The sequence below is a fragment of the Streptomyces sp. Je 1-332 genome, assembly GCF_040730185.1.
Lineage (GTDB): Bacteria > Actinomycetota > Actinomycetes > Streptomycetales > Streptomycetaceae > Streptomyces.
Genome location: NZ_CP160402.1, coordinates 4,401,536 through 4,414,224, shown reverse-complemented (window position 1 = coordinate 4,414,224; position 12,689 = coordinate 4,401,536). Strand labels below are relative to the sequence as shown.

Annotated in this window: 9 protein-coding genes; 7 read left to right on the top strand and 2 right to left on the bottom strand. The window is 69.4% G+C overall.

Annotated elements, in window-relative coordinates:
- Positions 1-297: 297 nt before the first annotated feature.
- Positions 298-1,137 carry an HAD-IB family hydrolase gene (locus ABXJ52_RS20025; protein WP_367043974.1) on the top strand — a complete coding sequence of 280 codons (840 nt, stop codon included), beginning with the start codon at positions 298-300 and terminating at the stop codon, positions 1,135-1,137.
- Between the two features lie 316 nt (positions 1,138-1,453).
- Here the strand turns inward: ABXJ52_RS20025 and ABXJ52_RS20020 are convergent, their stop codons facing one another.
- The gene (locus ABXJ52_RS20020; RefSeq protein WP_367043973.1) at positions 1,454-2,269 is read right to left on the bottom strand and encodes an oxidoreductase; all 816 of its coding nucleotides are present in this window, start codon (positions 2,267-2,269) and stop codon (positions 1,454-1,456) included.
- 101 nt (positions 2,270-2,370) lie between these two features.
- On the opposite strand from ABXJ52_RS20020, the gene ABXJ52_RS20015 reads away from it, so the two are divergent.
- A complete protein-coding gene (locus tag ABXJ52_RS20015; protein WP_367043972.1) occupies positions 2,371-3,351 on the top strand; it encodes an ATP-binding protein in 981 nt (326 codons plus the stop codon).
- A gap of 29 nt (positions 3,352-3,380) precedes the next feature.
- On the opposite strand, the gene ABXJ52_RS20010 is transcribed toward ABXJ52_RS20015, so the two are convergent.
- Complete coding sequence (locus tag ABXJ52_RS20010) at positions 3,381-4,661, bottom strand: hypothetical protein (protein ID WP_367043971.1); 1,281 nt, start codon at positions 4,659-4,661, stop codon at positions 3,381-3,383.
- Between the two features lie 401 nt (positions 4,662-5,062).
- Here ABXJ52_RS20010 and ABXJ52_RS20005 point away from each other — a divergent pair, with 401 nt between their 5' ends.
- The 5 genes from ABXJ52_RS20005 (at position 5,063) to ABXJ52_RS19985 (ending at position 12,673) form a co-directional block, all read left to right on the top strand.
- Positions 5,063-7,426, top strand: a complete 2,364-nt coding sequence (locus tag ABXJ52_RS20005; RefSeq protein ID WP_367043970.1) for a SulP family inorganic anion transporter — start codon at positions 5,063-5,065, stop codon at positions 7,424-7,426.
- A 49-nt stretch (positions 7,427-7,475) separates the two neighbouring features.
- Positions 7,476-9,479 (top strand): acetate--CoA ligase, encoded by a 2,004-nt coding sequence (gene acs, locus ABXJ52_RS20000; RefSeq protein WP_367043969.1) that lies wholly within the window; start codon positions 7,476-7,478, stop codon positions 9,477-9,479.
- A 225-nt stretch (positions 9,480-9,704) separates the two neighbouring features.
- Positions 9,705-11,114: a Na+/H+ antiporter NhaA gene (gene nhaA / locus ABXJ52_RS19995; RefSeq protein WP_367043967.1), complete on the top strand. Its 1,410-nt coding sequence runs from the start codon at positions 9,705-9,707 to the stop codon at positions 11,112-11,114.
- 108 nt (positions 11,115-11,222) lie between these two features.
- On the top strand, positions 11,223-11,729 hold the full coding sequence (locus ABXJ52_RS19990) for a phage holin family protein (RefSeq protein ID WP_367043966.1): 507 nt from the start codon (positions 11,223-11,225) through the stop codon (positions 11,727-11,729).
- The gene (locus ABXJ52_RS19985) at positions 11,726-12,673 is read left to right on the top strand and encodes an alpha/beta hydrolase (protein WP_367043965.1); all 948 of its coding nucleotides are present in this window, start codon (positions 11,726-11,728) and stop codon (positions 12,671-12,673) included. The genes ABXJ52_RS19990 and ABXJ52_RS19985 overlap by 4 nt, the downstream gene beginning before the upstream one ends.
- Positions 12,674-12,689: the final 16 nt, after the last annotated feature.

Here is a 12,689-nt window from a genome sequence, read left to right as displayed (position 1 = left end):
GCAGCCTGATGACTACGCACAGTGACGAATCGTGGGCATGCGAAAAGATCGCCACAACGGCGGCCGGATGGCGCCTGGCGATCGAATGAGGGTCGTAAGAGGCCCGGAAAACCCATCCGGACATGCGACGACCCCCGCCGGGGGGGAGAGCGGGGGTCGTCCCCACGGTCCGACTCGGGGGGGGAGGAGCCAGACCGGGTTAGCACGGTCGCGAACGATCCGTGACTTCCATGGTGTACCCGAGAGCCTTCTCAGGCAAACCCACGCGCCTCACCTTACGCCGAATGGTGGGCGCCTATGCTCGACCTCGTGGAAAACCACTCCTTGCCTCGCACAGCCGCCTTCTTTGACCTGGACAAGACGGTCATTGCGAAGTCGAGCACACTCACCTTCAGCAAGTCGTTCTACCAAGGCGGCCTGATCAACCGCAGAGGAGTACTGCGAACCGCATATGCGCAGTTCGTCTTCCTCGCCGGCGGGGCCGATCACGACCAGATGGAGCGGATGCGCGAGTACCTGTCCGCGCTCTGCCGCGGATGGAACGTGCGGCAGGTCAAGGAGATCGTCGCCGAGACGCTGCACGACCTGATCGACCCGATCATCTACGACGAGGCCGCGTCCCTCATCGAGGAGCACCACACCGCGGGCCGGGACGTCGTCATCGTCTCCACGTCGGGCGCCGAGGTGGTCGAGCCGATCGGCGAAATGCTCGGCGCGGATCGGGTGGTGGCGACCCGGATGGTGGTCGGCGACGACGGCTGCTTCACCGGAGAGGTGGAGTACTACGCCTACGGCCCCACCAAGGCGACCGCGATCAAGGAACTCGCCGAGTCCGAGGGATACGACCTCGGCCGCTGCCACGCCTACAGCGACTCGGCGACCGATCTCCCCATGCTCGAGTCCGTGGGCCATCCACACGCGGTGAACCCCGATCGCGCTCTGCGCCGCGAGGCTCTCGCGCGCGGGTGGCCGATTCTCGACTTCCACCGCCCGGTCCGGCTCAAGGAGCGACGCCGGAAGCCGTCGCGGCCCGCGGTCGTCGCGGTGGCGGCCGTGGGCGCCGCCGCGGCCACGGCGGGCCTGGTGTGGTTCGTGAGCCGCCGCCGGACCACACGTGACCGATTCGCCCTTATTTGAACCTAAAAGTAAAGAAGTAACGCCAGGACTTCCGCTTGCCCCATGACAGGAGTACAAAGGAGTCAACGGCCCGCGAGACCAAGGACATCCGAGAGGATTACCTTTAAACGCAATCACGGCCCCACGGACCGGAGCATGAACACCGAGCACCCACGCGACGTCGACCCGTCGATTACGGGCCAGCCGCACCAGGTGACGGGCTAAGTTCCCGACCTGATGGGCATCTCTCGAGGACGCTTGGTAACACGGTGAACATGCCAGCGGCGGTGCGAGACGTTTCGTACCGCCGCATCCCTGTGCAGGCTCTGTGCAGCCCTCAGGCCGCGCCGCGCTGCATCGCCTCACAGACCGCCGTCGACTCCCTGGCCCCCAGTTCGACCGCGCGGCCGCAGTGGGCGATCCAGGCGACCATCCCCTCCGGCGTCCCTGACGCATAGCCGTCGAGCGCCCCCACATAGGCCGCCCGCCCCTGTTCCGCGTGCCCGGCCTCCGCCGGGCAGACGGACTTCGGGTCGAGCCCGCTGCCCACCAGGACGATGCGCTCGGCCGCCCGCGCGACCAGGCCGTTGTGCGAGCCGAAGGGGCGCAGGCTGAGCAGTTCGCCGTGCACCACGGCCGCCGTCACGAGGGCCGGCGCGGAGCCTCCCGCGATGATGAGCCGCGAAAGGCCCTCCAGGCGGCCGGCCACCTCGCCGGAGTCCGGCACGTCCAGTTCGACGAGCGGCTCGTCGACCGGCTCGCCTGCCAGGCGTGGCCGCCCCGCCGCCTCGTCGCTCTCCGCGGCGGCCACCAGATGGAGGCGCGCGAGGACCCGGAGCGGTGACTGCCGCCAGATGGACAGGAGTTGGCCGGCCTCCGCGGTCAGCCGCAGGGCCGCGCCGACCGTGCGGGCCTCGCCGTCGCCGCCGAAATCGCTGCGTCGGCGTACCTCTTCGAGTGCCCAGTCGGCACCGGAGAGCGCCGCCGAGCCGCGGGCGCCGCGCAGCGCCGCCTCGGAGGTGATCTCGTTGCTGCGGCGCCGCATGATGCGGTGGCCGTAGACCCGGTCCACGGCCTTGCGCACGGAGTCCACGGAGTCGGCCACACCGGGCAGTGCGCCCAGGGCCGCGAGCGGATCGGCTGTCGTACTCATGAGTACGACCCTACGCACCTCCGGCGGCCACCCCACGAAGGAGTGGTCTTCTTCACGCCGCATCGATACGGCAGGCGATCTTCCGACTACCCTTGGTGAACATGAAGATCGCTTTCGTAGGGAAGGGCGGCAGCGGCAAGACCACGCTGTCCTCGCTCTTCATCCGCCACCTCGCCGCTACCGGAGCGCCGGTCCTCGCGGTGGACGCCGACATCAACCAGCACCTGGGCCCCGCGCTCGGCCTCGACGAGGCGGACGCCGCCGCGCTGCCCGCCATGGGGGCGCGCCTCCCTCTGATCAAGGAGTACCTGCGGGGCTCCAATCCGCGGATCGCCTCTGCCGACACGATGATCAAGACGACACCGCCCGGCGAGGGCTCGCGGATCCTGCGGGTGCGCGAGGACAACCCCGTGTACGACGCGTGTGCGCGGCCGGTGGAACTCGACGACGCGGCCGTCCGTTTGATGGTCACAGGGCCGTTCACCGAAGCCGACCTCGGTGTCGCCTGCTACCACTCCAAGACGGGGGCGGTGGAGCTGTTCCTGAACCACTTGGTCGACGGACGCGACGAGTACGCGGTCGTCGACATGACCGCGGGTTCGGACTCCTTCGCGTCCGGCATGTTCACCCGCTTCGACATGACGTTCCTGGTGGCCGAGCCGACCCGCAAGGGGGTCTCCGTCTATCGCCAGTACAAGGAATACGCACGGGACTTCGGCGTCGACCTCAAGGTCGTCGGCAACAAGGTGCAGGGCCAGGACGACGTCGACTTCCTGCGCGAGCAGGTCGGCGACGACCTCCTGGTGACGGTCGGGCACTCGGACTGGGTGCGCGCCATGGAAAAGGGCCGCCCGCCCCGGTTCGAGTTCCTCGAGGACGACAACCGCCGTGCCCTGCAAGCACTTCAGGGCGCCGTCGACACCTCGTACGACCGCAGGGACTGGGACCGCTACACCCGTCAGATGGTCCACTTCCACCTGAAGAACGCACAGAGCTGGGGCAACGAGAGGACGGGTGCCGACCTGGCCTCCCAGGTCGACCCCGCCTTCGTTCTGCGTGAGCAGGCCGTGGCCACGGCCTGAGTTCTGTGACCTGAACTCTCCGGGGAGAGTCAGGACTTGGACGCCGGGGCTCCCGGGACGCCCTTCGGAGCCGGTGCGGGCTGGGCGGAGAGGAAGGACGTCCAGCCCTCCTTCGGCGCCTTGCCGACCGGGAGCTTGGTGAGGCGCTGCACGGTCTGCGGGTCCTGGGCGTCGAGCCAGTCGGCGAGTTGACGGAAGGAGACGCAGCGCACGTCGCGCTTGGTGCAGACCGACTCGATCGTCTCCTCGATGGCGCGCATGTACGTGCCGCCGTTCCAGGACTCGAAGTGGTTGCCGATGATCAGCGGGGCGCGGTTGCCCTTGTAGGCGCGGTCGAATCCCTCGAGCAGACCGTCGCGCATCTGGTCACCCCAGTACTCGTGCTTGCTGGGGTCGCCCTGCGATGTCGTGCCCGACTGGTTGACCATGAAGTTGTAGTCCATGGTCAGCGTCTCGAACTTGCGGCCGGGCACGGGGACCAGCTGCATCGACAGGTCCCAGAGGCCTTCCTTCTTCTTCGGCCAGACCTGGTTGTTGACGCCGCTGGTGTCGTAGCGGAAGCCCAGTTCGCGGGCCGCCCGCATGAAGTTCTTCTGGCCTTCGAGGCAGGGCGTGCGGGCGCCGATGAGTTCCTTGTCGTAGTCGAAGGGCAGCGGCTGCGCCTTCTTCATGCCCGTGTTCGTCTTCCAGGACTTCACGAAGGACTTGGCCTGCTTGATCTCGCTCTTCCAGTCGGCGACCGACCACTCGCCCACGCCCCGGCCGGCGCCGCAGAAGTGACCGTTGAAGTGGGTGCCGACTTCATTGCCCTCGAGCCAGGCGCCGCGGAGCTGCTCCACGGTGTCCTTGATTCCCTCGCGGTCGTTGAAGCCGATGTCCGAGCTGCCGGACTGGTGTTGCGGCGGGTCGTAGAGCTTCCGCTTCGCCTCCGGAAGCATGTACACGCCGCTGAGGAAGTACGTCATCGTGGCGTCGTTCCGCTTGGCCACCTTGCGGAAGTGCGAGAAGAGCTTCTGGCTGTCCTCGCCCGCACCGTCCCAGGAGAAGACGACGAACTGGGGCGGCTTCTGGCCGGGTCTCAGGCGGGTGGGCTCGGGCAGGTTCGGCTGCCGTCCGGTGAAGGCGGTCGAGCCGTCACCGATCATGCGGACGGCGCTCTTGGGGGCCTGGGCCGGGGCTGGCTTCTTGGCGCCCGGCGCGCCTGCCTTGGAGCCGGTGTCGCCGCTCGAGCAACCGGCCAGTACCGCGACGCATGCCACGAGGGCGGTGGTGCCCGCGGCGATCCGCTGGGTCCTCTGGGTGGCGGCCATCTTCCGCCCACCTTCTTCCTTCAAGTCGGCTTCGAACCGGGGCACGGGCTGCAGACGAGCTGCAGGAGAGCCCACGGGGGCACGCCAGGGGTCACCGCCGGGAGGAGTTTGGGCCGTAATTGCCCGGAAATGACCCATAGCGACGCCAACGTCGCACGAAGGCATTAGGCAGATGTTCCGACAAGCCGATGAATAGTTTTAATCACCCTTCGGAGTGATCTAGTGCCCCATTTGCCCCGCTTGCCTATCCCATGTCTTTACTCTGCATTACGATTCGTTTACCGAGAGTGGAGATATCCCGCCGCTGCAACGCCGTGACCCACGGCCGCGACCCGCCCTCCGGAAACCTCCGGAGGACCCCTTGTCCCGCGACCGCGCTGCCCCGGAGGAGACGGGAAACCATGTCTGCCTGCGTCCCCACCCATGCCGCCGAATCGGCCCACGCGTCACGCGACCACGAGCCCCACGCGCCGCCGCCCGGCAAGTTCCGCAAGTTCCGTAGGTTCCGCATCGCCGGCGCCGACGTCTCCGCGTCGATCGCCGTCTTCCTGATCGCCCTGCCGCTGTCCCTCGGCATCGCGCTCGCCACCGGCGCACCGCTCCAGGCGGGCCTCGTCGCCGCCGCCGTCGGCGGTCTGGTCGCCGGATGGGTCGGCGGATCGCCGCTGCAGGTCAGTGGTCCCGCCGCAGGGCTCACGGTCGTCACCGCCGACCTCATCCAGCAGTACGGCTGGCGGACCACCTGCGCCATCACCGTTCTCGCCGGAGTCGCCCAGATCGGCCTCGGCTTCCTGCGCGTGGCCCGCTCGGCGCTCGCCGTCAGCCCGGCCGTCGTGCACGGCATGCTGGCCGGCATCGGCGTCGCCATCGCCGTCGCGCAGCTGCACATCGTGCTCGGCGGCACCCCGCAGAGCGCCGTGCTCGACAACCTCCGCGCCCTGCCCGCCCAGCTGGCCGATCTGCACCCGGCCGCGCTCTCGATCAGCGTGCTGACCCTGGCGGTGCTGCTGCTCTGGCCGCGGATTCCCGGCCCGGCGGGCAAAGCCCTCCGTGTCGTACCAGCTCCCCTGGTCTCCGTTGCCGTGGCGACGGCCGTCGCCGTGTTCGCCGGGCTGAGCGTGGCCAGGGTCGACCTGCCGTCCTGGCGCAGTCACGCGCTGGTCGGCCTGCCCGAAGGGCCCGCACTCGGGCTCGTCGCCGCCGTCCTCACGATCACGCTGGTCTGCAGCGTGCAGTCACTGCTCGGTGCCGTCGCCGTGGACAAGCTCGCCTCGGGGCGGCGCGACCCGAGCGCCGGCGCCGTCCGCTCCGACCTCAACCGCGAACTGCTCGGCCAGGGCGCCGCCAACGCCGTGTCCGGGGCGCTCGGCGGGCTCCCCGTCGCCGGAGTCGCGGTGCGCAGCACGGCGAATGTGCGGGCCGGCGCCGTCAGCCGGAACTCCACGATGCTGCACGGCGTTTGGGTAGTAGTGGCCGCCCTGCTCCTGGTCCCCCTCCTCGAGCTGATCCCGCTCGCCGCGCTCGCCGCCCTGGTGATGGCGGTCGGCATCCAGATGGTGAGCCTGAACCACATCCGGGTCATCACCCGCCACCGCGAGATCCTCGTGTACACCACGACGACCCTCGGTGTGGTCTTCGTCGGTGTGCTCGAAGGTGTGGCCATCGGCGTCGCCGTCGCCGTGGCCGTCGCGCTGCACCGCCTCGCCCGCACGCGCATCACCCACACCGAGGAGGGCGGGGTCCACCACGTGCGCGTGCGCGGGCAGTTGACCTTCCTCGCCGTGCCGCGACTGAGCAGGGCGTTGCATCTCGTGCCCCAGGGCGCGTCGACCATCGTCGAGTTGGACGGCTCGTTCATGGACCACGCGGCCTACGAAACGCTGCAGTGCTGGCAGGACGCGCACGCCGCGCAGGGCGGCGCCGTCGAGGTGACCGGGCGTGCCGGGACGCGGATCGCCGAGCCCGCCAGCTCGTCGCACTCCTGCTGCCGGCCCTGGACGGCCTGGCGCAACCACCACTGCGACCGGCCCCAGGAAGCGCCCCAGGGCGAGGGGCAGCCCAGCGGGCATCAACTGGAAAGCGGCATCAGCGCCTTCCAGCGGAACACGGCTCCGCACGTGCGGAGCGAGCTCGCCCGGCTCGCACGCGAGGGCCAGCAGCCCTCGCAGCTCTTTCTGACCTGCGCCGACTCCCGTCTCGTCACCTCGATGATCACGTCGAGCGGCCCCGGCGACCTCTTCGTCGTCCGCAATGTCGGCAATCTGGTTCCGCTGCCGGGCGCCGAGAGCGGCGACGACTCGGTGGCCGCCGCGATCGAGTACGCGGTCGACGTACTGAAGGTGCGGTCCATCACCGTGTGCGGGCACTCCGGGTGCGGGGCGATGCAGGCGCTGCTCACCACCCCGCCCGGGGGCGCCCGGACGCCCCTGAAGCGGTGGCTGCGGCACGGGGCACCGAGCCTTGAGCGCATGGCGGCCCACGAGAAGGAGGGCTGGGCGCGGCTCGCCGGGCGGGCACCCGCCGACGCGGTCGAGCAGCTCTGTCTGACCAACGTGGTCCAGCAGTTGGAGCACCTGCGCGGCCACGAGGCCGTGGCGCGCCGCATGGCCGAGGGCGCCCTCGAACTGCATGGCATGTACTTCCATGTCGGCGAGGCACAGGCCTACTTGCTCACCGGCAGCGCGGAGGCCGTATTCGACCAGGTGACGCCGTCACCGCACCAGGGAACACCGCGTGAGGAGCCGCCCTCCCGAGTAAAGGTCTAAACCAATTTTCGGCAGGCTCTTGTCACCGAGGGTTCGCGTCTGATGAGCTGTGGCTTTGGACACAACGGACACCCTGGGAATGGGAGATGTCGTGAGCAACGAAAGCCTGGCCAACCTTCTTAAAGAAGAGCGAAGGTTCGCGCCACCGGCCGACCTGGCGGCCAACGCCAACGTCACCGCGGAGGCGTACGAACAGGCCAAGGCTGACCGGCTCGGCTTCTGGGCCGAGCAGGCCCGCCGGCTGACCTGGGCCACCGAACCGACCGAGACGCTCGACTGGTCGAACCCGCCCTTCGCGAAGTGGTTCGCCGACGGGAAGCTGAACGTCGCGTACAACTGCGTCGACCGCCACGTCGAGGCGGGCCACGGCGACCGTGTGGCGCTCCACTTCGAGGGTGAGCCCGGCGACAGCCGGGCCATCACCTACGCCGAGCTCAAGGACGAGGTCAGCCGGGCCGCCAACGCGCTGTCCGAGCTGGGCGTCGGGCAGGGTGACCGCGTCGCCGTCTATCTGCCGATGATCCCCGAGGCCGTCGTGTCGATGCTGGCCTGCGCCCGTATCGGCGCCGCGCACTCCGTGGTCTTCGGCGGCTTCTCCGCCGACGCCATCGCCGCGCGCGTGAAGGACGCCGACGCCAAGGTCGTCATCACCTCCGACGGCGGCTACCGCAGGGGCAAGCCCGCCGCCCTGAAGCCCGCGGTCGACGACGCCGTCTCGCGCGAGGGCAGCTCCATCGAGCATGTCCTCGTCGTGCGCCGCACCGGCCAGGACGTGGCGTGGACCGAGGGCCGCGACGTGTGGTGGCACGAGCTCACCGAGCGCCAGTCCACCGAGCACACCCCCGAAGCCTTCGACGCCGAGAACCCGCTGTTCATCCTCTACACCTCGGGGACGACGGGTAAGCCCAAGGGCATCCTCCACACCTCCGGCGGCTATCTCACCCAGGCCGCGTACACCCACCACGCCGTCTTCGACCTCAAGCCGGAGACCGACGTCTACTGGTGCACGGCCGACATCGGCTGGGTCACCGGGCACTCGTACATCACGTACGGCCCGCTGGCGAACGGCGCGACGCAGGTCATGTACGAGGGCACGCCCGACACCCCCCACCAGGGGCGCTTCTGGGAGATCGTCCAGAAGTACGGGGTGACCATCCTCTACACCGCGCCGACCGCGATTCGTACGTTCATGAAGTGGGGCGACGACATCCCCGCGAAGTTCGACCTCTCCAGCCTGCGGGTCCTCGGGTCGGTCGGTGAGCCGATCAACCCCGAGGCCTGGATGTGGTACCGCAAGAACATCGGCGCCGACAAGTGCCCCATCGTGGACACCTGGTGGCAGACCGAGACCGGCGCGATGATGATCTCGCCGCTGCCGGGCGTGACCGAGACCAAGCCGGGCAGCGCCCAGCGCGCGCTGCCGGGCATCGCCGCGACCGTCGTCGACGACGAGGCGCGCGAAGTGCCCGACGGCGGTGGCGGCTATCTCGTCCTGACCGAGCCGTGGCCCTCGATGCTGCGCACCATCTGGGGCGACGACCAGCGTTTCATCGACACCTACTGGTCGCGCTTCGAGGGCAAGTACTTCGCCGGGGACGGTGCCAAGAAGGACGACGACGGCGACATCTGGCTGCTCGGCCGTGTGGACGACGTGATGCTCGTGTCCGGGCACAACATCTCCACCACCGAGGTCGAGTCGGCGCTCGTCTCGCACCCGTCGGTCGCCGAGGCGGCCGTCGTGGGCGCGGCGGACGAGACCACCGGTCAGGCCATCGTCGCGTTCGTGATCCTGCGGGGCACGGCGAACGCCGACGACGAGGGGCTCGTGGCGGACCTGCGGGGCCACGTGGGCACGGCCCTCGGTCCGATCGCCAAGCCGAAGCGCATCCTTCCGGTGGCCGAGCTGCCGAAGACGCGGTCCGGGAAGATCATGCGGCGCCTCCTGCGTGATGTCGCCGAGAACCGCGAGCTGGGTGATGTCACCACGCTCACGGACTCCTCCGTGATGGACCTGATCCAGACGAAGCTGCCGGCCGCGCCGAGCGAGGACTAGTCAGACCTGAGGCATCGAAGGGCACCCGGCACCGCGCCGGGTGCCCTTCTTGCGCATAAAGTGACGATCACCGGATACGTCCGGACGCACGTTAGGTACGCTAAGGACCGCGTCAACAACGCAACAAGAAGACATCACAAAGAGACGCGACAAGAAGTACTAGGTGCGCCGGGAAGTCTGGTCGGCAAGCGATTCGTCCTGCCCACCGACCGGAGGTCGACCCCCGTGGCCGCGCCCGCACCCAGCAACACACCCCGCGACAAGCGCAAGGTTCTCGGACGGCTCTCGCTGCCCGAACGGACCTTCGTCGCGAACGCGCTGCGCACCGAGACCGTCGGCGGTGTCCTCCTCCTCGTCGCCGCCGTCACCGCGCTGATCTGGGCGAACACCGCCAGCGGCTCGTACGAGTCCGTGAGCGGCTTCCATCTGGGGCCCGGCGCCCTCGGCCTCGACCTCTCCATCCAGCACTGGGCGGCCGACGGACTGCTCGCCGTCTTCTTCTTCGTCGCCGGCATCGAGCTCAAGCGTGAACTCGTCGCGGGCGATCTGCGCGACCCGAAGGCCGCCGCGCTGCCCGTCGTCGCCGCGCTCTGTGGCATGGCCGTACCCGCTCTGGTGTACGTCCTGGTCAACACCGTCGGCGGCGGTTCGCTCGACGGCTGGGCCGTGCCGACCGCCACGGACATCGCCTTCGCGCTCGCCGTCCTCGCGGTCATCGGCACCTCGCTGCCCTCCGCGCTGCGCGCCTTCCTGCTCACGCTCGCCGTCGTCGACGACCTCTTCGCCATCCTGATCATCGCGGTGTTCTTCACCAGCGACCTCAACTTCGCGGCCCTCGGCGGCGCGTTCATCGGGCTCGCGGTCTTCTGGTTGCTGCTCCGCAAGGGCGTACGCGGCTGGTACGTCTACGTTCCGCTGGCCCTCGTCATCTGGGGGCTGATGTACAACAGCGGCATCCACGCCACGATCGCCGGTGTCGCGATGGGCCTGATGCTGCGCTGCACGCGCCGCGACGGCGAGGAGCACTCGCCGGGCGAGCACATCGAACACCTGGTGCGCCCCCTGTCCGCCGGACTCGCCGTGCCGCTGTTCGCGCTGTTCAGCGCGGGTGTCGCGGTGTCGGGCGGCGCACTCGGGGACGTGTTCACCAAGCCGGAGACGCTCGGTGTCGTGCTCGGTCTCGTGCTCGGCAAGGCGGTCGGCATCTTCGGCGGCACCTGGCTCGCCGCCCGCTTCACCAAGGCCGAGCTCAACGACGAACTCGCCTGGCCGGACGTCTTCGCGGTCGCCTCGCTGGCCGGCATCGGCTTCACCGTCTCGCTCCTGATCGGCGAACTCGCCTTCACCGAGGACCCGCTGCTCACCGACGAGATCAAGGCAGCCGTCCTGATGGGCTCTCTCATCGCGGCCGTGCTCTCCGGGATCCTGCTCAAGGTGCGCAACGCCCGCTACCGCGCCCTTTACGACGAGGAGGAGCGCGACGACGACCTCGACGGCATCCCGGACGTGTACGAACAGGACAAGCCGGAGTACCACCTGCGGATGGCCGCGATCTACGAAAAGAAGGCAGCCGAGCACCGCAGGCTTGCCGAAGTGTCGGCCGGGGCACGCGCCGATGACGACGGTCCGGCATGATCTGAGCAGACTTGACTGCTCGGCATGGGCCGGGCGGTCGTATCTGACCAGACGTAGGTGAGCACGCCTGCGCGGACGTACGCAGACTTACGGAGAAGGGGAGAAGCGATGAGCACACCCGACGGGCCCGTCGGCACCGAACGCAGCCTCGGCCAGCTGGTCTCCACGGCGACCAGCGAGATGTCCGCCCTGATGCACGACGAGATCGCGCTGGCCAAGGCCCAGCTGCGCCAGGACGTCAAGCGGGGTGCGGTCGGCGGCGGCGCGTTCGCCGCCGCGGGCGCTGTGCTGCTCTTCTCGCTGCCGATGCTGAGCTTCGCCCTCGCGTACGGCATCCGCACCTGGAGCGGGTGGAACATGGCGATCTGCTTCGTGCTCTCCTTCGCGGCGAACGTGCTGGTCGCCGGGGTGCTCGCGCTGATCGGCGTCGTCTTCGCGAAGAAGGCCAAGAAGGGCAAGGGCCCGCAGAAGGCCGCCGCCTCGGCCAAGGAGACGGCTGCCGTACTGCAGAACGTCAAGCCGCACCCGCGTTCGATCGGCCCCGCCCCCGTCACCGGTGCCACCCTCGACCGTGGCAGTGAGAAGGCTGCGGCTGTGGCACGCTCGTCTTCATGACGGACCCCGCCACGCCCGCCCCCCATCCGGCCCAACCGACGTCACTCGTACGCATCGAAGGACCGTGGATGCACCGGGACGTCGCCGCCAACGGCGCCCGCTTCCACATCGCCGAGATGGGCGACGGGCCGCTCGTGCTGCTCCTGCACGGCTTCCCGCAGTTCTGGTGGACCTGGCGGCACCAGATGGTGGCCCTCGCCGACGCGGGCTTCCGTGCGGTCGCGATGGACCTGCGGGGTGTCGGCGGCAGCGACCGTACGCCGCGGGGCTACGACCCGGCGAACCTCGCGCTCGACATCACGGGCGTCGTGCGGTCGCTCGGCGAGCCTGACGCCGCGCTCGTCGGGCACGACCTGGGCGGCTACCTCGCGTGGACGGCTGCCGTGATGCGGCCCAAGCTGGTGCGCCGCCTCGCCGTCTCCTCGATGCCGCACCCGCGGCGCTGGCGCTCGGCGATGCTGTCGGACCGCAAGCAGACCTCCGCCGCCTCGTACGTGTGGGGTTTCCAGCGGCCGTGGGTGCCGGAGCGTCAACTCGTCGCGGACGACGCCGCTCTGGTGGGGCGTCTGGTGCGGGACTGGTCGGGGCCGCGGCTTCCGGACGACGAGGCGGTGGACACGTACCGCCGTGCCATGGCGATTCCGTCGACGGCGCACTGCTCGGTCGAGCCGTACCGCTGGATGGTGCGGTCGATGGCCCGCCCTGACGGCATCCAGTTCAACCGGCGCATGAAGCGCCCCGTACGGGTTCCCACGCTGCATCTGCACGGCTCGCTCGACCCCGTGATGCGCACGCGCAGCGCGGCGGGCTCGGGCGAGTACGTCGAAGCGCCTTACCGGTGGCGGCTGTTCGACGGCCTGGGGCACTTCCCGCAGGAGGAGGACCCCGTCGCCTTCTCCACCGAGCTGGTGAACTGGCTGAAGGATCCCGAGCCGGACCGGTAGGCCGTGCGGGGCCCTG

Coding starts and splice junctions, on each gene's coding strand:
- ABXJ52_RS20025 (WP_367043974.1), top strand. CDS start 298: ATGCTCGACCTCGTGGAAAACCACTCCTTGCCTCGCACAGCCGCCTTC.
- ABXJ52_RS20020 (WP_367043973.1), bottom strand. CDS start 2,269: ATGAGTACGACAGCCGATCCGCTCGCGGCCCTGGGCGCACTGCCCGGT.
- ABXJ52_RS20015 (WP_367043972.1), top strand. CDS start 2,371: ATGAAGATCGCTTTCGTAGGGAAGGGCGGCAGCGGCAAGACCACGCTG.
- ABXJ52_RS20010 (WP_367043971.1), bottom strand. CDS start 4,661: ATGGCCGCCACCCAGAGGACCCAGCGGATCGCCGCGGGCACCACCGCC.
- ABXJ52_RS20005 (WP_367043970.1), top strand. CDS start 5,063: ATGTCTGCCTGCGTCCCCACCCATGCCGCCGAATCGGCCCACGCGTCA.
- ABXJ52_RS19990 (WP_367043966.1), top strand. CDS start 11,223: ATGAGCACACCCGACGGGCCCGTCGGCACCGAACGCAGCCTCGGCCAG.
- ABXJ52_RS19985 (WP_367043965.1), top strand. CDS start 11,726: ATGACGGACCCCGCCACGCCCGCCCCCCATCCGGCCCAACCGACGTCA.